The 26,893-nt window shown below is 50.8% G+C and carries 28 protein-coding genes; 1 reads left to right on the forward strand and 27 read right to left on the reverse strand.

All coding sequences use genetic code 11. The annotated features are described in order from the left end of the window. Positions 1-192 precede the first annotated feature (192 nt). The 27 genes from ACKX14_RS07205 to ACKX14_RS07335 all read right to left on the reverse strand — a co-directional run bounded on the left by ACKX14_RS07205 (position 193) and on the right by ACKX14_RS07335 (position 26,176). Positions 193-603 (reverse strand): DUF3842 family protein, encoded by a 411-nt coding sequence (locus ACKX14_RS07205; protein ID WP_422446117.1) that lies wholly within the window; start codon positions 601-603, stop codon positions 193-195. Beyond that, a complete protein-coding gene (locus ACKX14_RS07210; RefSeq protein ID WP_422446118.1) occupies positions 600-800 on the reverse strand; it encodes a CooT family nickel-binding protein in 201 nt (66 codons plus the stop codon). The genes ACKX14_RS07205 and ACKX14_RS07210 overlap by 4 nt, the downstream gene beginning before the upstream one ends. Positions 801-812: 12 nt before the next feature. Further along, positions 813-1,049: a DUF8180 domain-containing protein gene (locus ACKX14_RS07215; protein WP_422446120.1), complete on the reverse strand. Its 237-nt coding sequence runs from the start codon at positions 1,047-1,049 to the stop codon at positions 813-815. Between the two features lie 161 nt (positions 1,050-1,210). Beyond that, positions 1,211-3,142, reverse strand: a complete 1,932-nt coding sequence (gene acsV, locus ACKX14_RS07220) for a corrinoid activation/regeneration protein AcsV (protein ID WP_422446122.1) — start codon at positions 3,140-3,142, stop codon at positions 1,211-1,213. A 75-nt stretch (positions 3,143-3,217) separates the two neighbouring features. Beyond that, positions 3,218-3,592 (reverse strand): glycine cleavage system protein GcvH, encoded by a 375-nt coding sequence (gene gcvH, locus ACKX14_RS07225; RefSeq protein ID WP_422446124.1) that lies wholly within the window; start codon positions 3,590-3,592, stop codon positions 3,218-3,220. Positions 3,593-3,699: 107 nt separating this feature from the next. Further along, positions 3,700-5,823, reverse strand: a complete 2,124-nt coding sequence (gene acsB, locus ACKX14_RS07230) for an acetyl-CoA decarbonylase/synthase complex subunit alpha/beta (protein ID WP_422446126.1) — start codon at positions 5,821-5,823, stop codon at positions 3,700-3,702. A 39-nt stretch (positions 5,824-5,862) separates the two neighbouring features. Then, a complete protein-coding gene (gene acsE / locus ACKX14_RS07235; protein ID WP_422446128.1) occupies positions 5,863-6,648 on the reverse strand; it encodes a carbon monoxide dehydrogenase/acetyl-CoA synthase methytransferase subunit in 786 nt (261 codons plus the stop codon). Between the two features lie 25 nt (positions 6,649-6,673). Then, positions 6,674-8,035 carry an acetyl-CoA decarbonylase/synthase complex subunit gamma gene (gene acsC, locus ACKX14_RS07240; RefSeq protein WP_422446130.1) on the reverse strand — a complete coding sequence of 454 codons (1,362 nt, stop codon included), beginning with the start codon at positions 8,033-8,035 and terminating at the stop codon, positions 6,674-6,676. Between the two features lie 23 nt (positions 8,036-8,058). Continuing rightward, a complete protein-coding gene (gene acsD, locus ACKX14_RS07245; RefSeq protein ID WP_422446132.1) occupies positions 8,059-8,994 on the reverse strand; it encodes an acetyl-CoA decarbonylase/synthase complex subunit delta in 936 nt (311 codons plus the stop codon). Continuing rightward, a complete protein-coding gene (locus tag ACKX14_RS07250; protein ID WP_422446134.1) occupies positions 8,984-9,772 on the reverse strand; it encodes an ATP-binding protein in 789 nt (262 codons plus the stop codon). Before ACKX14_RS07250 ends, acsD begins: the two co-directional genes overlap by 11 nt. A 12-nt stretch (positions 9,773-9,784) precedes the next feature. Beyond that, positions 9,785-11,167 (reverse strand): dihydrolipoyl dehydrogenase, encoded by a 1,383-nt coding sequence (lpdA, locus tag ACKX14_RS07255; RefSeq protein ID WP_422446136.1) that lies wholly within the window; start codon positions 11,165-11,167, stop codon positions 9,785-9,787. Positions 11,168-11,187: 20 nt separating this feature from the next. Continuing rightward, positions 11,188-12,060, reverse strand: a complete 873-nt coding sequence (locus ACKX14_RS07260) for a methylenetetrahydrofolate reductase (protein ID WP_422446138.1) — start codon at positions 12,058-12,060, stop codon at positions 11,188-11,190. Between the two features lie 16 nt (positions 12,061-12,076). Beyond that, on the reverse strand, positions 12,077-12,724 hold the full coding sequence (locus ACKX14_RS07265; protein ID WP_422446140.1) for a methylenetetrahydrofolate reductase C-terminal domain-containing protein: 648 nt from the start codon (positions 12,722-12,724) through the stop codon (positions 12,077-12,079). Between the two features lie 15 nt (positions 12,725-12,739). Further along, complete coding sequence (locus ACKX14_RS07270; protein WP_422446142.1) at positions 12,740-13,594, reverse strand: bifunctional 5,10-methylenetetrahydrofolate dehydrogenase/5,10-methenyltetrahydrofolate cyclohydrolase; 855 nt, start codon at positions 13,592-13,594, stop codon at positions 12,740-12,742. 23 nt (positions 13,595-13,617) lie between these two features. Then, positions 13,618-14,247, reverse strand: a complete 630-nt coding sequence (locus tag ACKX14_RS07275; RefSeq protein ID WP_422446144.1) for a cyclodeaminase/cyclohydrolase family protein — start codon at positions 14,245-14,247, stop codon at positions 13,618-13,620. 4 nt (positions 14,248-14,251) lie between these two features. After that, positions 14,252-14,431 carry a hypothetical protein gene (locus ACKX14_RS07280; RefSeq protein ID WP_422446146.1) on the reverse strand — a complete coding sequence of 60 codons (180 nt, stop codon included), beginning with the start codon at positions 14,429-14,431 and terminating at the stop codon, positions 14,252-14,254. Positions 14,432-14,480: 49 nt separating this feature from the next. Beyond that, positions 14,481-16,160: a formate--tetrahydrofolate ligase gene (locus ACKX14_RS07285; RefSeq protein WP_422446148.1), complete on the reverse strand. Its 1,680-nt coding sequence runs from the start codon at positions 16,158-16,160 to the stop codon at positions 14,481-14,483. A 136-nt stretch (positions 16,161-16,296) separates the two neighbouring features. After that, on the reverse strand, positions 16,297-17,076 hold the full coding sequence (locus tag ACKX14_RS07290; protein ID WP_422446150.1) for an ATP-binding protein: 780 nt from the start codon (positions 17,074-17,076) through the stop codon (positions 16,297-16,299). A gap of 95 nt (positions 17,077-17,171) precedes the next feature. After that, on the reverse strand, positions 17,172-19,067 hold the full coding sequence (cooS, locus tag ACKX14_RS07295) for an anaerobic carbon-monoxide dehydrogenase catalytic subunit (RefSeq protein ID WP_422446152.1): 1,896 nt from the start codon (positions 19,065-19,067) through the stop codon (positions 17,172-17,174). 10 nt (positions 19,068-19,077) lie between these two features. Then, positions 19,078-19,503: a 4Fe-4S binding protein gene (locus tag ACKX14_RS07300; protein ID WP_422446154.1), complete on the reverse strand. Its 426-nt coding sequence runs from the start codon at positions 19,501-19,503 to the stop codon at positions 19,078-19,080. Between the two features lie 134 nt (positions 19,504-19,637). Next, positions 19,638-20,177: a folate family ECF transporter S component gene (locus ACKX14_RS07305; RefSeq protein ID WP_422446156.1), complete on the reverse strand. Its 540-nt coding sequence runs from the start codon at positions 20,175-20,177 to the stop codon at positions 19,638-19,640. Between the two features lie 15 nt (positions 20,178-20,192). Beyond that, positions 20,193-21,479 carry a [FeFe] hydrogenase, group A gene (locus ACKX14_RS07310; protein WP_422446158.1) on the reverse strand — a complete coding sequence of 429 codons (1,287 nt, stop codon included), beginning with the start codon at positions 21,477-21,479 and terminating at the stop codon, positions 20,193-20,195. Beyond that, on the reverse strand, positions 21,466-23,517 hold the full coding sequence (gene fdhF / locus ACKX14_RS07315) for a formate dehydrogenase subunit alpha (protein ID WP_422446160.1): 2,052 nt from the start codon (positions 23,515-23,517) through the stop codon (positions 21,466-21,468). The genes ACKX14_RS07310 and fdhF overlap by 14 nt, the downstream gene beginning before the upstream one ends. Further along, positions 23,510-23,728: an indolepyruvate ferredoxin oxidoreductase subunit alpha gene (locus ACKX14_RS07320; protein ID WP_422446162.1), complete on the reverse strand. Its 219-nt coding sequence runs from the start codon at positions 23,726-23,728 to the stop codon at positions 23,510-23,512. Before ACKX14_RS07320 ends, fdhF begins: the two co-directional genes overlap by 8 nt. A gap of 183 nt (positions 23,729-23,911) precedes the next feature. Next, positions 23,912-24,736, reverse strand: a complete 825-nt coding sequence (gene speE / locus ACKX14_RS07325; RefSeq protein WP_422446164.1) for a polyamine aminopropyltransferase — start codon at positions 24,734-24,736, stop codon at positions 23,912-23,914. 508 nt (positions 24,737-25,244) lie between these two features. After that, on the reverse strand, positions 25,245-25,523 hold the full coding sequence (locus ACKX14_RS07330) for a PDGLE domain-containing protein (RefSeq protein WP_422446166.1): 279 nt from the start codon (positions 25,521-25,523) through the stop codon (positions 25,245-25,247). Then, positions 25,520-26,176 carry an energy-coupling factor ABC transporter permease gene (locus ACKX14_RS07335; RefSeq protein ID WP_422446167.1) on the reverse strand — a complete coding sequence of 219 codons (657 nt, stop codon included), beginning with the start codon at positions 26,174-26,176 and terminating at the stop codon, positions 25,520-25,522. The genes ACKX14_RS07330 and ACKX14_RS07335 overlap by 4 nt, the downstream gene beginning before the upstream one ends. Before the next feature lie 364 nt (positions 26,177-26,540). Between ACKX14_RS07335 and ACKX14_RS07340 the strand changes: the two genes are divergently transcribed. Continuing rightward, positions 26,541-26,893 (forward strand): helix-turn-helix domain-containing protein (locus tag ACKX14_RS07340; RefSeq protein ID WP_422446168.1); only part of this gene is annotated, 353 nt, incomplete at its 3' end.

Here is a 26,893-nt window from a genome sequence, read left to right on the forward strand (position 1 = left end):
CGCAATCATCGATATGCTTCACGGAACCCTCGCAAAAGAAAAAGGCTACGTAGTAGCCACATCAAGTATAAAACATTGCCCCTTTGCTGAAACCTATGATCCTCGAAACTTACGTTGCAATTGAAGGAGGATAGTAATGAGCAACTTTTGTTGAAACCTATGATCCTTCTAAAGTATGAATAACATAAGTATTTACAAAAATGTTTTGATTTTATCTATTGCGTCCTTTATGGCGAGAAACAGAGGTTTTTTTTCGATGCCGAGGACCGTGATGTCTTCGTTGTCTATGATGGGTATGAGGATTTTTCTTGCGCTGCTTGATGCTATGGCTTCCGCGATTTTTGGGGTTATCTCACCCATCATGCAATTGGGGATAACTATACCCATGGAGCCGACTATGACGTCGACTTTTTTTACGCTGTAAACAATGGCGTTCTCACCGGTGGCGCCCTTGTTGGCCTTTTCCTTCATCATGTTTGAGGTGGCGGCGGAATTGGTCCCCAGCGCGTATATTTTTATGTCCGGGGGCAAATCCTGCCGCAGCAGGGCAATGATCTGACTGCCTATGCCCCCTCCCATACCGTCTACAACCGCGATTATCATTTTTTATCTTTCCTGCTTTCAAGTATTATTTTGTGTTCCAGGAGCTTCACTTCTTTAATTACCGCATCCACGATTTTCTGCTCCCCCAGAAGGTCGTACATGAACACCCTGTCATTCTGCGGTTCAATATAAATCACATTATCCATTATCTCTGTTTCCTTTCCGTCTTCAAGCAGGTAAACCTTCGACTCGCACATAATACGCACCCCTCATATGTGTTTTTTGGCTTCCAGGAGAAAATCGCTGGCCGCCTTCAAGGCGTCGGCCGCTTTTGTTATCATTTCGGAAACCCCGGCTTTCCCGAGCTTTTGCGATTTTTCGGCCCACTGCCGGAAATTTTCTTCGTGAGATTTGTTGTGCTCTATCCAGTGGGCCAGCAAGATTCTGAGGGTCTCGATGTCTTTGTTGTTTTCAGCGCCGCTGGTGGTTTGATGACCATCGCACATATTAAAAACCTCCCCGTTAATTATTTTTTCAACAATAACGTTAGACAAACCAGATTAACTTAATCATTTTTTATCTATCCCGAAAATAAAAATTGATTTTCCTCATCCGCCGGTGATGAGTCTATAATATGGTTATTAAAAAATTATCTGCAACCGGTATGTCATAAATTCATGGTCTCACTCAGGCTGGGGAACAAGTTGATATCAGTATGCGGTATGAAGCAGGCCCCTACGAATTCTTCCATGTAGGCCGGATCGGCGCTGAGTTCTATATAAGTCATTTGGTCCGCAATCTCGCGCGCCTTTTTCCGGGCGTCGTCGCTTATAAGACAGGCGTAGGCGCCCGCCAGGGAGCTGTTGCCGATAAATTCAAACCTGGCCGGGTCTATGTCCGGCAGGAGGCCTATTATTATGGAGTTGTTTATATCCAGGTTCTGGCCTATGCCCCCGGCGATTATGACCCTGTCAATATCCGCCATGTCCAGGCCCACGCTGTTGAGCAGGGTCCGGCATCCGGAATACACGGCGCCCTTTGCCCGGAGGAAGTTGTCTATGTCTATTTCATTTATTGTTATGTCCCTGCCGTCGGCGGAATCCCGGCCAAAGGCCAGCACATACTCATGGCAGCCGGTCGAAGGGTTATGCCTTATTCTCTCGGACTTTACATTCTTCTTAAATTTCCCCTTTCTATCTATTATACCCGACAGGAACATTTCCGCAATCAGATCTATTATACCCGAGCCGCAGATACCCTTCGGCTCCACATTTCCAATTACTTTAAACTCAGGCTGCAGAGAAACTCTATCAATCTTTACCTCATCTATGGCGCCGGTGGAAGCCCTCATGCCGCAGCTGAGCTCACCGCCCTCAAAGGCCGGACCGGCGGAACAGGCGCACGCCACCATCCACTCCCGGTTCCCCAGGACTATTTCTCCATTGGTGCCCAGGTCGAGGAAAAGCGTGTTTTTATCCGAATCCCAGAACCCCGCCGCCAGCACCCCCGCCACGATATCGCCGCCCACGTAACTTGCCACATTAGGCAGCATGTACACCGGGGAGTGCGGATTTATGTCCAGAAACACATCCCCTGCCTTAAGCGGCGGTGCGTTCCTGAAGGCCGGTATATACGGTTCAAGCCTGATGTATTCCGCGGGAACGCCCAGAAACAGGTGCGACATGGTGGTGTTTCCGGCAAATACCGAGCACACTATTTGCTCTTTTTCTATGCCCAGCTTTTGCCTCATCTTTTCAATCAGCCGGTTTATGGTGCCGCCAACCACGGCTCGCCGGAGTTTTTCCAGGCCCCCGGGCTTCGTGGAATATATTATGCGGCTTATGACGTCACCTCCATACTGCATCTGCAGGTTCCCGCTGCTGGCGGAGGCTTCAATGCCGCCTGTGGCAAGATTTACAAGGCACGCAGCCACGGTGGTGGTCCCTATATCCACGCAGAGACCGTATATCTTATCTTGCTTTTTTCCGCCGATGTTCAGCACCCGGTACCCATGCTCATCCCCGTGCAGGGTGAGAGTTGTGTTGAAATCGGCTTCCCGGAGAGCAGCCGGGAGCTTTTTTAATACATCCAGGGGACAGTTTATGTTTTCCGACCGGGCAATGAGTTTTAACTCCCGCATTACACGCTCCCAGTCGGGGATGTTGTCATCAATGGTGGGCTTTTTCACTTCTAACCGGACGGTTTTAAAACCGTTTTCAAGTCTCAGGCCGGATTTTTTCAGGACTTCCACAACCCTCGCGGCCCGGGAGGCCCCGGCGGACCCCGATGACATATCTTCAACCATTATATCGTTGACAACGTCTACTTCCGGCACTTCCACAACCATATCGCCTTTCACCCTGGTAAGGCAGGCAAGCCTTATGCCGTCTTTCAGCTGGCTTTCCGAAAGGAGGGGGGAATTTTCGAAATCATGTTTTCCGTTTACAATCTTTATCCTGCACTTGCCGCAGTGGCCTTTACCGCCGCAGGGCGCGTCTATAAAGACCCCGGCCTTCCGGGCGGCTTCGATGATGGTGGTACCGCTCGCCACTTCCACCGCCTTTTTTGCAGGTTCAAAAACCACCGTGCAGTTATTCATATTGCTTACCACCTTAATCTTATTTTAAAATACAGGCCACTTTTTGCAAGTGGCCTGTATAAAAAAGCCTGTTTTTTATAAAGTTTCTTTATACGCTGATTGGTCCAATAATTTCTCAAGTTCGGTCCTGTCGTCTATTTTTACCTTTATCATCCACCCCTTTTCGTAGCAGGATTCGTTGACCAGTTCGGGGCTGTCCGCGAGTTCCTCGTTGACTTCAATCACCTCTCCGCTCACCGGGGCATATAAATCGGAAGCTACCTTTGCGGACTCGACGCTGCCGAAAACTTCACCCTGCTTTATCTTTTCCCCGACTTCGGGCAGGTCCACATACAGAATTTCGCCAAGCTGGTGCTGGGCATGATCCGTTATGCCTATGACGGCTGTGTCGCCTTCAATTTTCGCCCAGGTGTGCTCCGGGTGGTACTTTCTATCCGCCGGAAAATCCATACCTTCATCCCCTTTTTGATTAAATTTTATTGAAATCAACCCTGATTTCAGAGTAAAAACCGTCGATGGCGGTTCGTGACGGCCTAAGGCACCACAAATTGAAGCCCTTACATCATCGGATCCATGGACAGTGCGGGGTGCCCGACCCTGGTCAGAAATTCCACCACCGAGTCGGGATCGGTGCCCACGGTTTCGTCGGCTATCATGTCGTAAAGGTTTTCTATGCCGATTTCTTTTGCTCTCTGTATCAATTTGTCTTTTAGCGCCTCTTTCAGCTCCCTCGGCATCCAGACTACCCTGGAAAGTCCGCCTTCGGCGTAAAGGAATTTCTTGCTTGTTATGAACTGCCTTCCGTGGCCCATGAATCCCGGAGTCTGCACCCCGCCGCCGGTGGTGGAAGCCAGCTCCCCGAAGGTCATTCCCAGCGGAGTCATGCCGGAGTATTCCCTGTTCACGATTATCACTCCGTTGGCTTCGGGCATGATGCCGCATATGCATTCAAAACACCCGCAGGAGGTCATGGGGTCTTCCATGATGGTGTAGATGTTGACCCTCTTTGTGGCTCCGTGGGAAAGCTGTTCCACCGCTTTATTGATGGAATCCCAGCTGCCCTTCACCTCGTCGCTGCAGTGGCCTTTTACTATGGGCTGGCAGGGGCCGGTGGGATTGAGTTCCCTGGTGGCTTTTGCGTCAAGCCAGCTTACCGCACCGCAAAGCCCCAACCTTTCCGGAGTGACTATGCACACATGGGCCGGTGCGAAGGACTGACACAGCAGGCAGGAATAGAATGTGTCCACGCTTTCGTCGGTAAGGCCCGCAAGCCTGGCGTCCCTTGCCTCGTACCTGGGCCTGGCGATTTGCTGCAGCATGGACTCCACCTTTTCTTTATCCGTGACAATCGTAACCTGGACTTTATCCACGATGCTGCCGAATTCGTCCAGCATCTTGGCGTAGAGCACTTCGCCTATGTGCCTGAGCCTGAACCCGGCATAATAAGTTGACTTGCTTATTCTCAGCCACATGATGTCTCTCTGGCCTATGTGCATTACACCCTCGATGTAGTTGGCAAAATAGTGAATCCTTCTTTCCATAACGGGCTCAAAGTCTTCCTGCATGTTCTTGCCCGCCACTTCCACCAGCAGCGCCAGGGGAAGTTTGCCTCCATCAGGTCCCAGGGTGTCGATATCGGGGCCGATGATTTCTATTTTGTGGTCCTCCACTTCCGCCAGGTCTTTCTTCATCACAAGTTCCCACGCAGGAGTCCTGCCGCCGCCGAATTCGGCAAACATATCATCCTTCCTTACCCTCTCGCCTTCAAACGCCGGTGCAAATCCCACGGGAATGGGAATCTCGGTTATCTTTATTTTAATGCCCCTCGCTTCCAGCGATGTGGGAATCAGTTTATCGCAGTCCTTCTGGACAATGAGGTTCTGAGGCACTTCCTGTATATCCTGGTCCGTTATCACAGGAAATCCCATGGCTATGGCGCCGGCGCCTGCGGAAACCACCAGTTCGCTCAAGGGCCCCAGGGCGTTCACAAAAGCGGGAACTCTTTCTTTGGTGTATTTTAAAAGCTCGGCCAGGTTGCCCGGCTGCACATTGCCGAAAATCAGAGCCGCCCTTATGGCCACAGTCACCACGTGGATTACGGAAGTCACATCATATCCCAGCGGTATAACTCTAAGCTCAAGGCCCATCTTGACTTTGGCCGATACGGCCTGGTCGATGACCTTCCCCACCAGGAAAACAAGAAGACCTTTTGTCTGGTATCCTTTTATTATTTTCGCCGCCTCCTCATCGGAGGGCGCTTCCCCGATTACCACCGCAACGCCCGGGATGTCGCCCGTAACAAGGGGAACACCCAGCGAACGGATCACCGTGTCGGGTATGAACCCGGCACAGGGCTCTTCATAGGGGTTTTTGCCGCCGGTGTACTTGCAGGCCTCTATGACCTCGGCGGCCACAGCGGTGGCCAGACCCGCGTTTAACGCCTTTTCAAGGCTTTGCTCTTTTACGATTAAGCTCTCTATTATAGGAATGACTTCTTTTAAATCGGCCAGGGTGTTCACCTTTTTCCCGGTGGCGGCATATATCATAGGCAGGCTGTAAGCGGTTTCCGGGAAACTTATCTTTTCATTTTCTCCGAAAGCCTCCACGGTCTTTTCCACCACAGACTTGCAGGCACTCAGCGCCTGTTCGGAGCCGGTAAAGATAATGTCGAACAGTGTCATTTATATCCCTCCAAGGATATTTATTCAGCCTTCAGGCTGTTAAAGTTCCAGATATGAATCGCAATAAAGGTTTCTCCCTTTGATGACATCCGCCGTCTTTATGACATCCATCAGAAGTTTGTCACAGGGATTTATAATGGCCGATGTAAGGCCGCACTGGATGGCCATGGCGCAGAACGTGGCTTCGATGAGTCCCCTCAGCTCTTTGGGACAGCCGTTAGAGACGTTGCTTAATCCCCCGGTGGTCTTGAATCCCATTTCGGTGATCTGCCGGATGGTCTCCAGTACTTCCTGCTGCTTTTCCTGCATGCCTTTTACCACCACAAAGAGAGGGTCGAACAATATGTTTCCCGGGTCAAGGCCTACAGACATGGCCCTGTCAAGGATTTCGGTGCAGTACTGGATCCTCTCGTCTACATCCCTGGGTATGCCTTCCTTTGCGCAGAGGCCTATTACCATGGCGTCGCACTCCGCCGCCAGGTCAATCATGCCAATCCTGGCACCGGCGTCGGCGGAATTAATTATGGGCTTGCCGGCCTTCCGGTCGTATACCTTGATTCCCGCCTCGATGGCTTTTGTATTGGCGGTGTCAAGGCAAAGGGGAACATTCGGGAACTCCGCCTGCAGGAGTTTTACCACCCAGGGCATAAGTTCCTCGCCGTCCCTGTCGGCGGGACCTATGTTCACATCCAGATAATTGGCTCCCGCCTCCACCTGCTCCCGGGCCCTGGCCAAAATCGGCTGAGGATTTCTTTCCTGCAGGGCCTTTCTTATGGTGGGCGATATTACGTGAATCCTTTCACCTATTGTCAAAAACCTGGCCATCGAGATTCCTCCTCTTCCAAATTTCTCAAGACGCTTTTGACTGCCGGTAGTCTTTCAAGAACCTGGGCAGCGCCGCCGCTTCTTCTGTGCCCACAATTACCTTCCAGCCCGGCAGGGCATCTTCGATATCGGACTTGAGCACCGCAACTTTTCCGGGGATAATCAGTTCTCTTGTCTTTATTTTGTTTTCGACCTCAAAGTCCTTGACGGCTTTTGCTATGGACTTGCCGTTGAACTTGCCCGAAGCCCAGGCTGTAAGCACCGAATAGCCTCCCGCGTCGGGAATTAATATCCACGACGGCACCTTTGACCTCTCCACTTCGCCGGAAACGATGAAATAGGTCAGGGCAAAGTCTACGGTGACGAGAAGCGGAGAAGTTTCATCAGCGGGGCCCATCCTGTAGACACCCTGTTCTATTCTCATGGGCCGCTGCGGGTCGGTGTAAATATTCTGCCTGAGGGCAAACAGGGGAAGGGCGATGGAATAATCAATGTCGCTTAAAACAATGATGGAGGCATATTTTTCAATGAAGAGCGATGCCATGGCCAGCTGCATCATTTTGTCCCGGGCCATATCGCACACAAAAGCCACGGCGGGGTAGCCGAAAGTCCTGTCGCCGGAAATGAGCGCTGTCCTTCTGATGTTGACCATGTCGTCGAAGGCCGCTTTCAGATTCCGGCTGCCAGCGTCCAGCAGCAGTTCCCTGTAGCCCGCATTCTGTATTTTTTGCACCAGTTCGTAGAGCTTTTCCTGGCCCGGGGCGCTCACTCCAAGCAGCAGGTTATGCTGTTTTGCTATATTCACCATAGGCTCATAATTTTGCTCATCGGCTCCAAAGAGCACCGGGCCAAGGCCCGCGAATTCCGCCGCGGCTGCAGAGGCTATGTCCGGGCTGTCGGTGATTATCATGGGCACAACTTTTGAGCATTCACCGGTGACTTTTTTTATAAGGGCCAGGAATTTGTCCCTGTCACCGGTCTCGCATCTGAAGGCCGCAATTTCGACGTACATCTCTTCGTTGATGCGCGTGTAATTGATGGATTTTATGTGTTCGATTTTTCTGGCAACTTCTTCCTCATCCATTTTATCCGTGAACAATACCGCAAACCTGGGCCTGTTTACGAAGGTCTTTTCATGTCTGAAAAGTACCGTCTCGCCTCCCAGCGTATAAACCCTTTCTCCGGCTCCGAATTTCACCGTCTTCATGGGAGGGGCTGTGGCTTCTGCTAACTTGTTTTTGGCCTCATCGGACATATAAGGGCATTTCTCCGCCTGGGTTCCCCCCTGGGCCAGTTTCATGGCAAAGGCAAGGCACGTGGGGAATCCGCATTCCTTGCAGTTCTTTTTGGGGAGCATTTTGTATATTTCCATTCCATTAAGAGCCATCGTTCATCTCTCCTTGTCGCATATTAGGCAAGCTCATTTATAAATTTACGAATCACTTCCACCGAACGGGGATGCCTCAAGATGATCGCATTGGCGCCTGCGGCCAGCACTCCGACGGCGGTGGATATCTCCATGGCTATGCCCCTGTCTTCCTGGCTGCCCCATTCCGGCGCGTCTTCTTCGGTGGCTACCGATTCTTTTACCTTCCAGGTCTCAAAGGAAACGGGGCTTACAATCGGCATTTGCAGTGTGGAGTCGTTTTGATCCAGGGCGGCAAGCCTTATCCTGTCAAAGGTAGTAACCACGTATTCAAATCCGTATCCCACGGCGGATATCCCGGGGTTCATCACTATTCTTTCCGGCTTCACTCCCAGCTGGGTGAGCAATATATTCAGCTGTTTTGCCAGGTTCAGGTCCACGGAAGATTCCGCCGCCACGATGTTGCCGTAGGCGAGGCCCACAGCGGCTCCCACTTCTTTGTAATTGGATTCTACTGCGGAGAGGAATACGTAATTCTTATTCGGCAGCGCTTCGGCCACTTTTGTAAATATCCCGGCGTTTTTTTCATTAGATTCACAGCCAGCAATGACCAGCGGAACCGCCACTTCATCCGCCAGCTTCTTTGCTATTTCCGCACATTCTTCGGGGGTCCTGTCTTGGGCTTCAGGATTTGCCCCTTCAAACCTTATGCAGATAAAATCGGGGTTGTATTTTTCTACGCAGAATTTTGCCCACTTGACCGGATCATCCGCATGTTCTTTGAATATATTTTTTAACCCTGCGGGCCAGCTATCGGGGTAAATGTCCCATATTTCCATGCCGATGGCCGGCCTTTCGCCGGTGTCGCCGTCAAAGCTGTAAAAGGGCAGCACGGCTTCCCCGCCAATTTTCAATCCCGAACCAACGGTAATCTCGCGAATGCGCCCGCTAAATTTTTGCGACGGCTTTTTATAAGCCATATGCATCCCTCCAGAAATTTAATATTTCATCAAAAATTCTGCGAAGGGCTCGCACCGCTGGAGTGTCTTTGGGCAGCTGCACCAGGGGTATTCCCCTGTTGTCATAATCAAAAATACTGTCGTCCAGGGGCACGGTTCCGGCCAGCTTCAGACCGTATTTATCAATGGTTTCCCTGATATCTTCGGTCAATCCTGTTGCAGGTACCCGGTTTACAATGAGATAAAGCTCTCTTACATCCAGCTTTAATTCCTCAATCAGTTCCTTGACCCTTGCCGCGGCGTCTATTCCCCTCTTCGAGCATTCGCTGACCGCAAACATGAGATCCACCTTTTTAGTTGTACGCCTGCTCAAGTGTTCAAGGCCTGCTTCATTATCAATGACCATAAAACTGTAGCTGTCCGAAAGCCTGTCGGTAGCCTCTCTCAGCAGGCCGTTGGCGAAGCAGTAGCAGCCGGGCCCTTCGGGCCTCCCCATCACCAGCAGGTCATATCCTTTCCCCTCTATAATCGCCTGCTGCAGTTTGAAATTTATATATTCCGCTTTTGTCATGCCGCCGGGCAAATTGCCGTCGCGGTTTTTTATGCTTATTTCTTCCCTGATCCGCCCGAGGGTGGTCTCCACATCCACCCCCAGCACCTGGTTTAAGTTTGAATTGGGGTCGGCGTCTACCGCCAGCACTGGTTTTAAACCTTTTTCCACCAGGTAATCCACCAGAAACCCGGCTATAGTGGTTTTCCCCGTGCCGCCCTTGCCTGCTACGGCGATGGTGTAAGCCATGTTATCATCTCCTTAAACTTTGTGAACCGATTGGCCGTTGACATCGTTTAATGCTTCCATCACTGCTTCGGCCAGAGTGGGATGGGCGTGTATGGCCCTGCCGATTTCTGTTGCAGTGAGCCCGCACTTTACGCCCACCACCAGCTCGTGGATGAGGTCGGTGGCATGGGGCCCTATTATAGAGGCTCCCAGAATCTTATCCGTATTCCTGTCGGCAATAATTTTCACCTTGCCGAAGATCTGCCCCATGGCCTGGGCTTTTCCAAGGCCCCGGAAGGCAAATTCACCCTTTTTAATGGTGTATCCACGCCCTACAGCCTCTTCTTCGGTAAGCCCGACACCGGCCACTTCGGGGTCGGTGAAAACGCACCTGGGCACGGCCGAATAATCCATGCTGCATTGTTTGCCCATGATATTTTCCACAGCGCACTCAGCCTCCGCCGAGGCGAGATGGGCCAGCTGCGGTCCCGGCACCACGTCTCCTATGGCGTATACACCTTCAACATTGGTCCGCATGTACTCATTTACCGGTATCCTTCCCTTTTCTACTTTAACCCCTATTTCCTCAAGCCCGATGTCCGTCACATTGGCCTTTCTGCCAACAGCCACCAGCATTATTTCCGCTTCGACTTCTTTACCGTCGGAAAGCCTGGCCTTTACGCCTTTTTCGGTAATTTCGGCCTTCTCTATCCTGGCGCCCAGCATAAGCTTTATCTTTTTCCTCTTCAAAACTTTTTCAAATTCCCGGCCAATTTCCCTGTCCTCCAGCGGAAGAGCATGATCCATCATTTCCACCATGGTCACCGAGGTTCCCAGATTGTTGAAAAACATGCCGAATTCGCAGCCTATGACCCCGGCTCCCACTATAATCATGCTGGAAGGTATGTGTCTGAGATTCAGAGCTTCGTCGCTGGTGATTACTTTTTCGCCGTCGTAAGGAAAAACCGGGATTTGGGCCGGTGACGAACCGGTGGCGATTATTATGGCATCGGCAGGAAGTTTTTCCGTCAAGCCGTCTTCTTTAAAAACGGTCACTTCGTTTTTGCCGGATATTCTTCCTTTTCCACGTATCATTTTCACGTTGTTTTTTTCGAACAGGAACTCGATTCCCTTGACGAGCCTTTCCACCGTTTTGTCTTTCCTGTCCATCATAAACGCAATGTCGGGCTTAACCTGACCTTCGATTCTTATTCCGAATTCCCCGGCCTCCTTTATGCCTGTAAGGACGTCGCTGCAGGCAAGCAGGGCCTTTGTGGGGATACAGCCCCTGTTTAAGCAGGTGCCGCCGACCCGGTCGCTTTCCACCACCGTCACATCGGCCCCCATCTTTGCAGCTTTTATGGCGCCGACATAGCCTCCGGGACCGGCTCCTATGATCACTATTTTTTTAGCCATGTCCAACCCCCCGTTCTTTACTAAAAACCGCACATGTCCAGCAATGAGGGCACATTTTCTTCAGCGCCTATTGCCATGATATGGACACCGTCGCACAGTTTTTCTTCCTTAACCCTGTTGATGAATTCAGCGGCTATATTCAGCCCTTCCCTAACCTTGTTTTCCGCCCTGCGCATCCTGTCGATTATCTCGTCGGGCACGAAAATCCCGGGCACGTTTTTGTTCATGTAATTGGCCATCCCCGGTGATTTTAAGGGTATCACCCCCACCAGGACTTTGACCTCTAAATCCTTCACAAGGTCCATAAATTTCTTGAGCACTTCTATATCGTAGACCGCCTGGGTCTGGAAAAATTTTGCACCCGCCTGGATTTTTTTCTTCATCTTCAGGATCTGCAGTTCCACGGGGTCGAATAGGGGCGTAACACTGGCACCCAGATAAAAATCGGGCACCCCGGAGAGTTCGTTCCCGGAAAGGTCCTTGCCGTCCATAAGGGAAGATGCCACCTGCAGGATGTTTACGGAGTCCAGGTCATAGACGCCTTTTGCCTGGGGATGATCCCCGAATGTCGGGTGGTCTCCCGTCAGGGCCAGTACGTTTTTTATTCCCAATGCCGCGGCGGATAAAAGCTCACCCTGAATGGCTATGCGATTCCTGTCCCTGCCGGTTATCTGCATTACCGGCTCAATTCCTTCATCCACAAGTATCTTTGCGGCTCCAAGCGAAGAAGCCCTGACCACGGCGCTCTGAAAATCGGTGACATTTACGGCATCCACCCTGCCTTTCACCGCCCTGGCGCACTCTCTGAACCTTTCAAAATCGGTGCCTTTGGGAGGAGCCATTTCAGCGGTAACGGCAAAACCGCCTCCTTCCAGTTTGTCCTCAAGACCCATTTTTCTTCACCCCTTTCTATCTTGCCGCGGCAATTTTGCGCGGGTTTGCAAACTTACTGTAATCTTTGGGAGCTTTTATTTTCACAATCTGTTCCAGTTGGCCCAGTTCCTTTAAGCGGTTGTAGATAAGAATCCATGCACAGTCGTTTTCCGGGTTGACCTCGCATTTCCCGTTCCTGGAACCGCCGCATGGGCCGTTTAACAGGCTCTTGGCGCAACGGGTTACAGGGCATATCCCCGCCGTCCATCCCAGTTCGCACTGGCCGCACGCCCTGCAGGCCTCGCTGTAATGGCCTATTCTTTCCACTTCGCCGATGAACATGGTGTCATTGGCAGGGTAAACCGGTATTTTTACAAGCTCAGCCACCGTCTGGGCCCCATCGCCGCAGGCCATGCACAGTACGGCGTCGGCCGCTTCTACCTCAGTCTTTTGTTTTTTTAATGCGGCCCTTGCCTGCAATTTATTGCATGACGGGTCCAGGACCACATATCCCGTAACTTCCTTGCCCTCTTTTTCTAGTCTCGCCTTCATTTCGAGAACCTCTTTTTCGCCGCCGGTCATACACGACGTGGCACAAAGGCTGCATCCTGTTAAAAACACCCTGTTTTTGCCGTTTAGAAACTCCATTATCTCCTCAAAAGGCTTCCGCCTGGTTATAATCATTCGCGTTTTCCCCCTTTACAGGCCGTTTTGCATCCTGCACGCCTCGATCACGTGCTTGGCCAGAACGGTGGACGTGACGGCGCCGACTCCCCCCGGCACCGGCGTAATCATGCCTGCCACCCGGCTTACCTCATCAAAGTCTACGTCGCCGCACATCTTTCCATTTTCATCAAAATTTATGCCCACATCGATCACCACTGCGCCCTCTTTAACCATTTCCTTTTTGACCATCCTGGCTCTGCCGGCGGCGGCCACCAGAATTTCAGCCCTTCTCGTCTCTTCGGCAAGTTCTGCTGTCTTGGTGTGGCACACGGTAACGGTGGCGTTTTTCTTGAGGAGCATCATGGCAAGAGGCCTGCCCACCACCATGCTCCTGCCTATAACCACCGCCCTCTTGCCCTGCAGTTGGATGCCGTAGTGCCGCAGTATTTCCATCACAGCCGAAGGCGTGCAGGGGGCAAATCCTCCCTCTTCTCCGCTCATCACCTTACTGACATTGACCGGGTTAAAGCAGTCCACATCCTTTGCCGGAGATATCTCGTACTTCACCACATCTTCCGAAATCCGGGACGGCAGCGGCCTCATCACCAGAATGCCGCTTACCGTCGGGTCATTGTTGAGCCGGTGTATTTTTTCTATAAACTTTTCCTGGGATAAATCGCCCGGAAGCTCTTTTACACTGCAGTCAATGCCTATATCGCCACACCTTTTCACCGCCCCCTTTATGTATGCCGCGGAATCGGCCCTGTCCCCGACCATGACAATACAAAGGCCGGGGGTCTTGCCCTTCTTTTTCAGCTCTTCCACTTCCTTTATCAACCTTTGTTTTAAGGCTTCCGCCACTTCCTTGCCGCTGAGCAACTTAACCATGGTTAAAAACGCCTCCTTTGCCGTTAATTTTTTAGTCTTTCCTCAACCTTTATGTAGGTCTCATCCGCCAGCCGGCCGCCCTCTTTAACCAGCTGTTCCATTTCGTCGCCGGTCTTTTTCACGAACTCCCGGTCCTTGATGCCATTGAGGTTGATAATGACATTCAGCTTTCCGCTGATCAGGGCGGCTTTAAGGCACAGGACACCCACTCCCACGTCGCTGATGGCAAGCTGTGAACCTATGTCGGCCAGCCTCCTCTGGAGCCTTATGGCATCACAGGCGCTTTTCATAATCTCTATGGGAACCGAGCAGGCCTGCTTCAGGGCATTTTCCATTGCCTCTTCCCTTTTCTTTTTTTCTTCTGCGGTGCTTTTGGGCATTTTGTATACATCGGCTACTTCTTTAAAGACCTCCGCATCTTTGTCCACCAATTCCATGAGCCGGTTCTGGATGGCGGTAGCCTCATTCATTATTTCCATTACTTCTTTTTCCACATCTTTGTATTTTTCCTTGCCAACGGTGAGGGTGCCCACCATGTTCCCCAGGGCCATACCTATGGCGCCCACCAGGGCCGCTGCACCGCCACCGCCGGGGACCGGTTCTTTAGAGGCAAGGACCCTGACGAATTCCCTGCAGCTTTTTTCGATTAACACGCTATCACCCCTCTACGGCGTTATTGGCCGCTTCCTTTGCAGCACTTTGCCTTCCCTTGCCGTCAGTAATATGCGGTATGAATTTTCTTGCGGCAAATTCCCCACCGAATTTTATTTGAAAGGGCCCCCGCACAGCCGGGACATCCTGACTCGCCGCAATTAAAATTTTGAGCTTATCCTGCAATTCAAATCCACCTATCATTCGCTGATTTATAACAGCCTGGCACGTCTTTTTAAAACAGCCCTGTTATCCTTCCGTTTTCGTCCACGTCTATATTCTCCGCGGCGGGTCGCTTGGGCAGGCCAGGCATGGTCATTATTTCGCCCGTGAGCGCCACCACAAATCCCGCACCTGCAGAAACTTTGACGTTCCGCACGGTTATCCTGAATCCCGTGGGCCTTCCCAGAAGTTGGGGGTTGTCGGAGAGGGAGTACTGGGTCTTGGCTATGCAGACGGGCAAGTTTCCAAAACCCAGGCTCTCCAGGTTTTTAATTTCTTTTAAAGCTGCGGCCGAAAAGTCTACGCCGTCGGCGCCGTAAATTTCCCGGGCAATAGTTGTGATTTTTTCCGCAATACCCGTATCCAGTTCATATACGGGCTTATAATTGTTTTTGCCCTCTTCGATAAGGCGCAGCACCTCCCGGGCCAGGTCCAGACCGCCTTCGCCGCCTTTTGCCCAGACTTCGGACAGTACCGCGTTCACTCCGTAGCGCCCGCATTCTTCCTTTACCAGATTCAGCTCCGCTTCGGTATCAGTTGGGAACCTGTTGATGGCCACCACTGCGGGTAAGCCGAATTTTACAGTGATATTTTCCACATGTTTTAAAAGATTTGGCAAACCTTTTTTCAGGGCTTGGAGGTTTTCTTTATTAAGGTCTTCCTTCTTAACCCCTCCGTTATATTTTAAAGCTCTTACTGTGGCGACTATCACCACCGCATCGGGCCTTATACCGGCCACCCGGCATTTTATGTCCAGAAATTTTTCCGCACCCAGGTCGGCGCCGAAACCGGCCTCCGTCACCACGTAGTCTGCAAGTTTCAGGGCCATTTTTGTGGCGATGACGCTGTTGCAGCCGTGGGCTATATTGGCAAAAGGTCCGCCGTGTACAAAGGCCGGAGTGCCTTCCAGGGTCTGCACCAGGTTGGGCTTGAAGGCGTCTTTTAAAAGGGCGGCCATGGCTCCCTGTGCTTTCAGATCTCCTGCCGTAACGGGTTTGCCGTCATAGGTATATGCCACCACTATCCTTGCAAGCCTCTTTTTCAGGTCGTCCAGATCCGTAGCCAGACAGAAAATGGCCATTATCTCCGACGCCACCGTTATATCATATCCGTCCTCCCGGGGAACTCCGTTGGATTTTCCGCCGAGCCCGTCCACCACAAACCTCAGCTGGCGGTCGTTCATGTCCACGCACCTTCTCCACGTGACTCGCCTGGGGTCTATGTTCAGTTCGTTACCCTGGTAAATGTGGTTGTCTATCATGGCCGCCAGGAGATTGTTCGCCGCGCCGATGGCATGAAGGTCTCCCGTAAAGTGCAGATTTATATCCTCCATTGGAACCACCTGGGCGTACCCTCCTCCGGCCGCCCCGCCCTTCACACCGAAGACAGGCCCCAGAGAGGGTTCTCTCAGCGCGATTACGGCATTTTTCCCCAGCTTCCTAAGAGCGTCGCCGAGGCCCACCGTGGTCGTGGTCTTACCTTCTCCGGCGGGCGTGGGGTTAATGGCGGTAGTGAGGATCAACCTGGCGTCCTTTTTTCCGGCCAATTTTTTCAGGAGGTTGTAGTCCACTTTCGCTTTGTACTTGCCATAGTAATCAATGTCTTCTTCCGTCAGGCCCACCTTTGCCGCAATATCCCTTATGTGTTCAAGTTTGGCCTCCCGGGCGATTTCGATGTCGCTTTTATAACCCATTTTAACTTCCCCCTTGTTTTAAATTAAAACTTTTTTAGTCAAATTTCAATTGTTTAAAAAATTGTTTAAAAAAATTTTTCAGTATTGTGCACCTTACAAATATGGGACTGACACTATATTTGCATGTCTTATAAAGTTACTTTTTTAAAAGTTCTTCCAGCCGCACCTTTATCAATCTCACTTCTTCAACCGTTTTTTCGCATTTTTCGTAAGGGGAAATTCCGAGCCTGTCTGCTTCCGCAACCCCGGAATCGTATGACATAAATCCAAGCACCGGTATCCTGCCGCAGGAATTTGTTATAAAATTTCTTTCTTCATCGCTGCGGATTTTATTCCCAACCGCAAAAATCTTTTTAACTCCTATGTCTCCAGCCAGCCTGCTAATGGAGTGCAGTGTCTGGACACTCCTCAGACCCGGCTCCACAACAACGATGAAGGCTTCAACCGCATCGGCTGTGGCCCTGCCCAGGTGTTCTATCCCGGCCTCCATATCTATTATCAGGATTTCCCGCAAGTCCAGCAATAAATGCTGCATAAGCGCCCTCAAAAAGGCGTGCTCCGGGCAGATGCATCCGGTGCCTCCTTTTTTTACCGTTCCCATCACAAGGAGCTTTACCCCGTCGTGCTCCACGCAGTACCTTTCGGGAATATCGTCGACCTTTGGATTCAGCTTAAACATCTGTCCAAAAACCCCGGGTACCGCTTCAGTCCTCTGAGCGATTAAATCCTTCATTTCAGAAAGCGGGGTAATTTTATTCAAAGCATCGGGCGGAAACCCAAGGGCTGAAGCCAGGTTGGAATCCGGATCGGCATCCACGGCCAGAACCTTATATCCCCCGGCCGCATATAATTTTGAAAGTATGCCGGCAAATGTCGTCTTGCCGACACCGCCTTTCCCAGAAACGGCAATTTTCATCTCTGCTCATCCTTTTCCTTTGACCGCTTCTTCATTAACCTCCCGCGGTTGACCTCCTTTTTTTAAAAGGCAATGTCTCGTAATGTTCGTAAATCCTATATCCCGAGAGCCTTTCGCTTCAGTTCTATATGCCTCATTATTTTCCCGGCAGCCTTCACCGGATCGGGTTCTATATCAAAGCGGCCGCCGAAAAATTCCTCAATATCGCCGGTGAGGTACCCGGTAAGGTTGTCGGACCCCGTTACGGGAGGCGCTACCCCCAGCACTACGTATATTCCCGAGGCAACGGCATAGGTGCCTATGGACAATGCCTTCTCCGACATCCACTCGGGGGCTGCCGCCGCCACCGGCAGGTCTTTGATGTCCGCTCCCATGTAGTCCGCAACCTTTGAAAGCAGCGTTAAAATCCTGCTTATATCCACACAGGAACCCATATGAAGCACCGGCGGTATTTTCACCAGATCACAAACGGTGGCAAGGCCTTTGCCGCATAAACCGGCGGCCTGCTTGGTCATAAGGCCGGCTTTTATGCATGCATGAGCACCGCACCCCGTCGTTACCACCAGCACGTCGTTCTTAATCAACTCTTTTGCCAGCTCCACATGGCCCCTGTCATGAGGAACTTTATGATTGTTGCAGCCCACTATGGCAACCGCCCCCCGCAGGACTCCCGATTTAATGGCGTCCACCAGAGGCTTTACCGTCCCCGCCGGATGGGCAAAAGTATTGGTCACCCTGTCCAAGGCCCTTATTATGGCCTCCACGCTGAAACCCACAACACCTTTTGATTTTTCATCCGGTATGAGTACAGCATCCCGCCTGTTTTTAAAGTTGCGAACAGCTTCCTGCACAATTCTCTTTGCGGAAGCCACGGCGTTTTTCTCATCGAAAGCCATATGTATGGCTCCGGGGATTTTAGCTTTCGGAGAAGTGGTTATCAATTTGGTGTGATAGCACCTTGCCACCTGAACCAGGGAGGGCATTATGCACTGGACGTCCACAATCATCACGTCCACCGCTCCGGTAACTACGGCCAGTTCCTGCTGGAAAAAGTTTCCCGCCATGGGGATGCCGTGCCGCATGGCAATTTCGTTGCCTGTGCAGCACATGCCCACCAGATTTATTCCTTCGGCGCCGTGTTTTTTAGCAAGTTCAACAAGCTCCGGATCGTTTACCGCCGCGACTATGGCTTCGGAAAGGGTGGGTTCATGGCCGTGAACCACTATATTTACCGAATCCTTTTTCAGCACGCCCAGGTTTGCTTCCACCTCATGGGGCTCAGGGGTTCCAAACAGTATGTCCGAAAGCTCTGTCCCTATCATGGACCCTCCCCAGCCATCCCCCAGGGCGGCCCTTACCGCACCGTTTATAATGTTCCTGTAGTCCGCATCACACCCCATATGTGTGGAATGGAGGACTTCCACGATATCCCTGTCGATGGCCCGTGGAATGACATTCATGCTTTCCCAGGCATCTATCCTGCCTTTAGGGGCCCTCTTTACAAAGCGGAGATGACCGGAGGGTTTCCCGAATTCCTGCAGAGCCGCCTCGGACACCATTTTCGCCAGCTCTTTGGCATCCCTGCCCTCAGGACTTATTCCCCATTCTCCGGCAAGGGACTTTAATTTTTCCACATCCTTTATATCATATCCCATCCCCTCCGATGCGTTGCGGAGCGCATGCGCTATATCCCTGCCGTGGTCGGAATGGGCCGCCGCACCGGCGGCGATGGCCCTGGCCAGGTTTCTTGCGGCTATGGTGTCTTCAGTCGCACCGCAGATGCCTTTTTTTGGGCCGTCCTGGGATATCTTAACAATCCTGCACGGGCCCATGGAACAGTTGGTGCAGCACACACCCATTTCGCCGAAGCCGCACTGGGGCTGCATGGCCCGGGCCCTGTCCCAGACGGTCTCCACCCGGTCTTCGCAGGCTTTTTTAAGCAATTTTACCGTCGCGGGATCAAAGCTTTCGCACACGTACTCATTATGCATTTAAATCACCTCAGACTATATTTACTGCTCTAACCTTCAAAGCCTTTGTCGGACATGACCTGGCGCACAGCGGCTCATCGGCCTCGGCACACCTGTCGCACAAAGTGGGAAAAGTCTGCAGTGCAATGGCCCCAAAGGGGCAGGCCTGCTTGCAAAGGCCGCATCCGGTGCATGTAAAGTAATTAACTTTTACCGTGCCGTCTTTATCTTTGTAAAGGGCTCCTGTGGGGCAGGTTTCAATGCACTTTGGGTTTTTGCAGAGCATGCACTGCTCAACTTTTATCCTGCCGCTTTTCATCTTAATGCGGATTCTAGATAATTTCTTTTCCTTTATGGCTCCAATTAAACTTTTTGACCTTGAATGCGCTGCCGCACATGCAAGTTCGCAACTCTTGCAGCCAAGACAGAGGTCCCTGTCAAAGAGAATCTTGACCATATGAAATCCCCTCTTCGATTTTCTTTCCATATTGTTAATTTTTTCACAAAATCTATTATCTTTATAATACTAGTTTGATAAATTTTTGTCAATATCAAAAATAAAAAAAGGACACGCAGTCCTCGCAAAATTAATCACAGCCGGCTTTTTGAAAGAGCCGGCCTCAAATCTATTCTCCTCATCAGAACCCTTGTAAAGGCGGTGTATATGGGTATGTTAAAAGACTGATTTAAAGCTGCGGTTGTCATTTTATATACAAGCGGTATTCCAAAGAGCCTGTAAAGGAAGTAGGGCACCAGCAAAATTGATGTTATGATCTGACCTGCGGCTATGGCAAGGAAAATCTGCCACAGGGACGGTTCGTCGTTTTTAAAAATTTTTATCGCAAGGCCCGGGATAATGCCTGTAAGTGCCGCCGTCAGCGTAAAGTGCGGCATATATGGCCCCATGGGGTTTATCCCGTATCCGACGAGATCGCCCACAGCTCCCACTATTCCACCGGCCGCCGGGCCCAGAAGGATTCCCGACAGGATGATGGGATACCCTCCAAAGCCAATCCTCACCGCCTCAACCCCGCCTATGGCAATTCTCAAGCTGGCAACACGAGTGAGAATTATATTGAGCACCACAAACATCGCCATATAAGTGAGCTTTCTGGTATCAATTTTTGACATTCTGCATCCTCCCGGTTAAAATATTCCGCTCCTGTCGGTGTAAGTCGTATGCAGGAGTTCGTGGGATTTTTGGGAAAGAGGCTTATTTAAAAAATTCTGGTACACAGCTTTTATAGAAGGGTTATCGCCCGCCTCCCTTTTGGGAAGCCCCAGTTCATAGTAATAGACGGCTCTTTCCCTTTTCTCAATGATTTTTTGCCTGACGGATCTTTTTGGAATCCGCGGCTGCCCTCCGCCTCCGATGCACCCGTCAGGACAGCTCATGACCTCGATAAAGTGATATCGAGACTTTCCCTTTCTCAGTTCCTCAAGAACCGGTACGACGTTTTTCAGGCCGTGGATTACCGCAACTTTTAGCTCGGTACCGCCCACTTTTATGCCGGCTTCTCTGAAATTTTCCCGCCCCCGGACCTCGTAGAAGGAAAGTTTTGGGGGGAAACCTTCTATCTTCTTTACGGCCGTCCTCAAAGCCGCCTCCATTACGCCGCCGCTGGTTCCGAAGATAGCCCCGGCTCCGGTGTATTCTCCAAAGGGAATGTCAAAGCTTTCTTCCGGCAGAGCGGTAAAATCGATATTTTGCTGCCTTATCAGCTCCGCCAGTTCCCTTGTGGTGAGGACCGAGTCCACATCCCGGCAGCCGCTGGCTTTCATCTCCGGCCTTTCCGCCTCGTATTTTTTGGCGGTGCACGGCATCACCGAAACCAGGAATATCCTCTCCGGGTGAAGCCCCTCTTTCTCCGCCATGCAGGTTTTGACAAGGGCCCCGAACATCTGCTGGGGGGATTTACATGTGGAAAGGTGGCAAAGCAGGTCGGGGTAGTTTTTTTCCATAAAAAGCACCCAGGCCGGACAGCAGGATGTAAACATGGGCAGGGGGCCGCCGTTTTCCAGCCTTTCCAGCAGCTCATGACCTTCTTCCATCACCGTAAGGTCGGCTGCAAAGCAGGTGTCGTACACCCGGTCAAAGCCCAGCCTCCTCAAAGCTGCGGCCATCCTGCCCGGGACTACGGCTCCCGGCTCCATTTCAAATTCTTCACCCAGCGTCACCCTCACCGCCGGTGCGCTCTGCACCACCCTGTAAAGGCTGCGGTCCTTCAGTGCGGCTTTCACCTTTTCCAGGTCCCCGCGGTCCACGGCGGCGCCGGTAGGGCAGGTCACCACGCATTGCCCGCAGTTTACGCACCGCTTTTCATCGATTTTATGAGGAATAAGCGGTTCCCCCAGGCAGGCTCCGACCCCGCAGGCCCGGGAGCACAGCGTACACCCCTTGCACAGATCTTCGCTTATGTCAATCAGCCGCATCTTCATCCCCCTTCTTGTCTATTCTGACAGCACACGCTTTGAGCTGCGGTGTTTTGGCTCTGGGGTCAAGGGCGTCTATGGTCAGGACATTGGCGGCCGCTTCGGCAAAATGAAAAGGTATAAACACCACGCCTTTTCTTATCTTATCGGTTATCTTCGCCCGGACCGTTATCCCGCCTCTCCTGGACGTTACGCAAACCTTTTCGCCGTCAACTACATTAAGCTCTTCCGCATCCTCCGGATTTATTTCCACATAGGCTTGCGGGCATTTTTTTTCAAGAAAATCGATTCTTCTCGTCATGGTGCCGGTGTGGTAGTGATAGAGGACCCTGCCCGTAGTCAGCACCAGCGGGAATTCCCCGTCCGGTTCTTCCACCGGAGGAATGTAATCCACAGGTATGAACAGGCCCTTTCCCCTGCCGAAGGAATCCTTATGCAGGTACGGGGTGCCCGGGTGGTTTTTATCCGGACACGGCACCTGGATGCCCGGGCCTTCCAACCGTTCATAAGATATCCCGCCGTAAGAAGGAGTAAGTTGTGCTATTTCGTCCATTATTTCGGAAGGATGGTTGTAATTCATGGGATAACCCATATAAGCGGAAAGTTCTTTTATTATCTGCCAGTCGGGTTTTGAATTTCCCACCGGTTCTATGGCCTTGCGCACCCTCTGGACCCGCCGCTCGGTACTGGTGAAGGTGCCGTCTTTTTCGGCAAAGGATGCGGCCGGCAGCACCACATCGGCGAATTTGGCGGTCTCGGTGAAAAATATATCCTGCACCACAAGGAATTCTATTTTCTCCAGGATATCTCTGAAATGGGGCAGATTTGGCTCGCTCAGGGCCGGATTTTCTCCTATGATATACATGGCCCTGATGTCGCCGTCAAGTACCGCCTGGAACATCTCCACCATCGTCAGCCCGGGAACTGCCGGTATCTCCGCTCCCCACGCCGTGGAAAACTTTTGTCTCACAGCGGGGTCCCAGACCTTCTGGTAACCGGTGAGCACATCGGGCAGCGCCCCCATGTCGCAGGCTCCCTGCACGTTGTTTTGACCCCGCAGGGGATAAAGGCCCGCCCCCCGCTTTCCCACATTTCCGGTAAGCAGAACCAGATCGGACAGGGCAATAACATTGGAGGTGCCGCATATGTGCTGGGTTATCCCCATGCAGTACAGGATTGCGGCCTTATCGGCTTCGGCGTAAACCCGTGCCGCCCTTCTTATATCATCGGCACGAACTCCGGTTATCCGGGCGGCTCTTTCGGGCGGCCACTCCCTCACCCATTTTTCCAGGGATTCAAACCCCTCGGTGCGATTTTCAACAAAATCCCGGTCGTAGATGCCGTCTTCCATAATTACATTCATCATGGCGTTAATGAGCGCAGAGTCGCTGCCGGGAAGAAGAGCAAGGTGAACATATGCCCTCTCGGCCAGATAGGTCTTCCTGGGGTCGGCCACAATCAATTTTGAACCTCTTCTCACGGCCTCTATGACCTTTGATGCGATAAGGGGATGCTGTTCCACGGTATTTGAACCCAAAATAAATATGACATCGCTTTCGGGTATCTCTTCAATGGAGTTGGTCATTGCTCCCGAACCCATCGTTTCGGCCAGACCGGCCACTGTGGCGGCGTGTCAGGGCCGGGCGCAATGGTCGATGTTGTTGGTGGACAGCACCGCCCTGGCGAATTTTGAGATAAGAAAATTTTCTTCCACGGTGGCCCTGGCGGAACTTAAAACTCCAAAGGCGGTGCCCCCTCGCTCCTTTCTCACGTTTAAAAATTTGTCGGCAACAACACTTAGGGCTTCATCCCAAGAGGCTTCATAAAAACGCCCATTTCTCTTTATCAGGGGATTTTGCAGTCTCCCGGGCGAATGGATAAATTCGTGAGCCAGCATCCCTTTGATGCAGAGCACGCCCCTGTTTACCGAATCCGCCACGGCAGGCGATGTGCGGACCACCTTTCCGTCTCTCACGTGGAGGTTGATGCCGCAGCCGCAGCCGCAGTAAGGACATACGGTCTTTACGTAATCAGTCATGTGTTTCACCCCCTTCACAGGTTTGCTCGACAGATTTAATCGCCTTCAGCGGACAGCAGTTAAAGCATAGAGAACACTCCATACAGGCTTTTTCGTCTATCCTATAAAGCCCCCCATCCCTGTGCGTTACCTCAACTATGGCATCATAGGGGCATAAAATAAAACACGAACCGCAACCAATGCATTCCCTTTTGTCTATGGCGAAGGGCAAAGGTACCCCTCCTTAAAAACTTTGTTATTTTATTCACATTTTACATCTTTGTTATTTTTTTGTCAATCCTTGTCTCAAAAAATCTGACTCTTGCGGAAGCCCCGTTGCAAAAGGTTCCTCCCAACCCCCGGCGGGCCGGTAAAATAATTTTGAGGGGGATAAAAATCCCCCTCTTTTAAGCATTTATCCTGAAATCAACTCTTGTAAAAACGGCGGCAGGCAAAAACAGCTTTTGTGAATTTCCCTTGAATAATACTTCGTTGGAATATCCGGTATCTCATTTATGTCTTTTAACAGAGGATCGACCGTCTTGGAGCCCATCGTAAATGTCCATAAAGCTCCCGGATAAGTGGGAATGACGGCAGTGTAAACGCTGGTGAAAGCAAATATGGAGGAGATATCGCGGTAAACTCTCCTGATAAAATCACCTTCAAAAATCGGCGACTCGGTCTGGGCAACCATAATGCCGTCGCCGTTTAAAGAGCGGAAAACATCCTCATAAAATTTTTTAGAGAAAAGGCCTTCAGCAGGGCCGACAGGATCTGTGGAATCGATTATAACCACATCGTAACCGCCGTGCTTCTTCACAAACTCCAGACCGTCTTCAACAAATATTTTTACTCTCGGATCTTCAAAACCACAGCTTAACGATGGAAAATATTTTTTTGAAGCCTCGATAACCCGACTGTCTATATCGACCAGATGAACCTCTTTAACGGGGTGTTTCAAAATTTCCCTTATGGTGCCGCCGTCTCCGCCCCCAATCACCAGAACCCGTTCGGGAGATTTGTGTGTAAAAAGGGGCACATGAGCGATCATCTCGTGATAAATAAATTCATCCCGGGTCGTTAGCTGAACAACATCATCTAAAGTAAGAATTCTCCCCAATTCCTCCGATTCAAACACGGCAAGCTTTTGATACCCGGTGTTCTCTGAGGCCAGCAGCTCTTTTACCCTGTAAGAGTATTTGAGAGATTTAGACTGGGATTCCGAAAACCAGAGTTCCATGACACATCACCCTTTAGTTTATTATTATTACTGAATCAGAGTTACCGGCCTTTTGCAAAAGCATGAAGAGCCTGCCAGTCAAGCCGTTCCATATAATTGGCTCCCGGCATGTTGAATCAAAAGGCCGGATATTATTATAAACATAAAAGAAGCATCTGTCTATAGCGGCATGTTTCAAAGATGATTGTGTGGCAAGTATTTTAAATTTGGATTTAATAAAAAGCCCCGTCTTCAAGGCTTGAAAACGGGTTTTTCGATCTTTTTTGATTTTCCTCTTCTGTTCCGCGCTTTATTTTTGCTGTTTAATATATACCCTGCAATATCATCGATATTACTTCCGGAATATCCTTATAAGCCTTCAGAAACCTCCTGACAATAATAACTTTTTCCGAAGTCAGCGAAGGAGAATCGGTCTATCCACGGCCCCATATCAAGCCTTTCGGCTAGATTCACCACCGGAATCCCGGGTTAAACAAAATCTAATTGCCGAATTCAAGTTAAATCATTCTCAACGTGCGGATAAAATCCTGGTCAAACCATAGGTAAACCCCAGTGTCAGCAAGGTACCGACTATGCCCGCCAGCGCTGTGGACACCTTTTCGCTGCGTATGGCGGTGATTGTATAGTCAGGCATGGGCGAAAACCAGGCCGCCGGCGATTGGCCTTTTTCGGAAAAGGCCAGGTCTTCCGCCACCCTTTCAAGGCCGTCCGGGTGGGGGGAGGCAAAAGGCGACAAAAAGGCTGCGATAATCAGCGCTGCCACAAGAATTATTCCCCATTTCCTCAACCGACTCTACCTCCCGCATCAGGATTTGGGCAGGCTTTTGCCTTTAAGTTCAAGATCCTGCCGATGTAGGCTGCCGCCACAGAGGTTATGAGCCCTTCACCGATGCCTATGACGGCGTGGACAACCATCATCGCAGGCAGCACCGTCCCAAGCGAGACGGTTCCCGAAAAGGCGAGTTCCACGCTTGTCATAAAGGCAGCCGCCATGACTGAAAGCCATGCCGCCAGGAATGTCGCCGCAGTACCGCTTCCCGCAAACTTAAATTTTTTCACGAAATTGTAGACGAAATTCGCGACAAGCGGCGCCGCCACGGCCATGTTGAGAATATTGGCACCCAGGGCGGTCAGGCCCCCATCCTGGAAAAACAGGCTCTGGACTATTAGCACGGTGGTAATGATGAGCCCCGCGCTGTACGGCCCCAGAACCACAGCGGCCAGGGCTGCACCCAGCAGGTGGCCTGAGGTTCCCGCCATCACCGGAAAGTTCACCATTTGAGCGGCAAAAATGAATGCAGACATCACCCCCAGTGCCGGCAGCTCCCTTTCGTTCAGTTCTTCCTTTGCTTTTGCCACATTATGCTTCAAAGCCCAGGCGCTGACGGCGGCGGTGGCGACAACGGTCTTGGCATTAAGAAATCCGTCGGGTATGTGCATGCAAAAACACCCTTCCTTAATTTAATAAAATATTAATTTAAACAAAATATTTAATAATTATGTAATAAAAAAGCCATGACAGATCAGGCGGATTCATCCACCAAAGACCTTCATGGCAGGGTTGGCGTATCTTCATGATACTTCCCGTTTATATTATATTATTTTATTATTATATTATAAATATATTATAAAAAATTGTTAGACCTTTGTCAATCTCAAAACCCGAACTAAATTTAAACTTTATGGAATTTTTATTTTGACTTATTATATCCTATTTTTGTCTATTTTGCAAGCGGGGCGTTTTTTAAGGTGTGGTTATTTTATGATAATGTCACCTTGTAGACTATCGTGATAAAATGTCACTATGGGGAATGAGGTGCGTTATCTAATGTCTCAAGAACAACTAAAAAGATACACTGTTATTCAAAAGACTCTTGAAGGTACTATGACTGTCAGGGAGGCGGCGGAGGTTTTAGACCTGAGTGCACGCCAGGTAATACGCCTGAGAAAAGGAGTGAAGGAAAACGGAGTTGCGGCACTTATCCATAAAAATCAAGGTCGTAAACCCGCTCATGCTATCCCAGAGGAACTCAAACAAAAAATTATCAATCTTAAAATGTCTGACGTTTACAAAGACGCCAATTTTAAACATTTTCAGGAGCTTCTTGATAGGGTTGAAAACATCAAGTTAAGTTATTCTGCCCTTTATGGTATTCT

The organism is Thermorhabdus hydrogeniformans, from assembly GCF_049310025.1.
Classification (GTDB): domain Bacteria; phylum Bacillota; class Thermosediminibacteria; order Thermosediminibacterales; family Tepidanaerobacteraceae; genus JBJYKD01.

What these genes read in the sequence shown, in the direction of transcription:
- ACKX14_RS07205 (WP_422446117.1), bottom strand. Translation starts at nt 603, where the DNA reads ATGATAATCGCGGTTGTAGACGGTATGGGAGGGGGCATAGGCAGTCAG.
- ACKX14_RS07210 (WP_422446118.1), bottom strand. Translation starts at nt 800, where the DNA reads ATGTGCGAGTCGAAGGTTTACCTGCTTGAAGACGGAAAGGAAACAGAG.
- ACKX14_RS07215 (WP_422446120.1), bottom strand. Translation starts at nt 1,049, where the DNA reads ATGTGCGATGGTCATCAAACCACCAGCGGCGCTGAAAACAACAAAGAC.
- acsV (WP_422446122.1), bottom strand. Translation starts at nt 3,142, where the DNA reads ATGAATAACTGCACGGTGGTTTTTGAACCTGCAAAAAAGGCGGTGGAA.
- gcvH (WP_422446124.1), bottom strand. Translation starts at nt 3,592, where the DNA reads ATGGATTTTCCGGCGGATAGAAAGTACCACCCGGAGCACACCTGGGCG.
- acsB (WP_422446126.1), bottom strand. Translation starts at nt 5,823, where the DNA reads ATGACACTGTTCGACATTATCTTTACCGGCTCCGAACAGGCGCTGAGT.
- acsE (WP_422446128.1), bottom strand. Translation starts at nt 6,648, where the DNA reads ATGGCCAGGTTTTTGACAATAGGTGAAAGGATTCACGTAATATCGCCC.
- acsC (WP_422446130.1), bottom strand. Translation starts at nt 8,035, where the DNA reads ATGGCTCTTAATGGAATGGAAATATACAAAATGCTCCCCAAAAAGAAC.
- acsD (WP_422446132.1), bottom strand. Translation starts at nt 8,994, where the DNA reads ATGGCTTATAAAAAGCCGTCGCAAAAATTTAGCGGGCGCATTCGCGAG.
- ACKX14_RS07250 (WP_422446134.1), bottom strand. Translation starts at nt 9,772, where the DNA reads ATGGCTTACACCATCGCCGTAGCAGGCAAGGGCGGCACGGGGAAAACC.
- lpdA (WP_422446136.1), bottom strand. Translation starts at nt 11,167, where the DNA reads ATGGCTAAAAAAATAGTGATCATAGGAGCCGGTCCCGGAGGCTATGTC.
- ACKX14_RS07260 (WP_422446138.1), bottom strand. Translation starts at nt 12,060, where the DNA reads ATGGGTCTTGAGGACAAACTGGAAGGAGGCGGTTTTGCCGTTACCGCT.
- ACKX14_RS07265 (WP_422446140.1), bottom strand. Translation starts at nt 12,724, where the DNA reads ATGATTATAACCAGGCGGAAGCCTTTTGAGGAGATAATGGAGTTTCTA.
- ACKX14_RS07270 (WP_422446142.1), bottom strand. Translation starts at nt 13,594, where the DNA reads ATGGTTAAGTTGCTCAGCGGCAAGGAAGTGGCGGAAGCCTTAAAACAA.
- ACKX14_RS07285 (WP_422446148.1), bottom strand. Translation starts at nt 16,160, where the DNA reads ATGGGTTATAAAAGCGACATCGAAATCGCCCGGGAGGCCAAACTTGAA.
- ACKX14_RS07290 (WP_422446150.1), bottom strand. Translation starts at nt 17,076, where the DNA reads ATGAAAATTGCCGTTTCTGGGAAAGGCGGTGTCGGCAAGACGACATTT.
- cooS (WP_422446152.1), bottom strand. Translation starts at nt 19,067, where the DNA reads ATGCATAATGAGTACGTGTGCGAAAGCTTTGATCCCGCGACGGTAAAA.
- ACKX14_RS07300 (WP_422446154.1), bottom strand. Translation starts at nt 19,503, where the DNA reads ATGGTCAAGATTCTCTTTGACAGGGACCTCTGTCTTGGCTGCAAGAGT.
- ACKX14_RS07305 (WP_422446156.1), bottom strand. Translation starts at nt 20,177, where the DNA reads ATGTCAAAAATTGATACCAGAAAGCTCACTTATATGGCGATGTTTGTG.
- ACKX14_RS07310 (WP_422446158.1), bottom strand. Translation starts at nt 21,479, where the DNA reads ATGCGGCTGATTGACATAAGCGAAGATCTGTGCAAGGGGTGTACGCTG.
- speE (WP_422446164.1), bottom strand. Translation starts at nt 24,736, where the DNA reads ATGGAACTCTGGTTTTCGGAATCCCAGTCTAAATCTCTCAAATACTCT.
- ACKX14_RS07335 (WP_422446167.1), bottom strand. Translation starts at nt 26,176, where the DNA reads ATGCACATACCCGACGGATTTCTTAATGCCAAGACCGTTGTCGCCACC.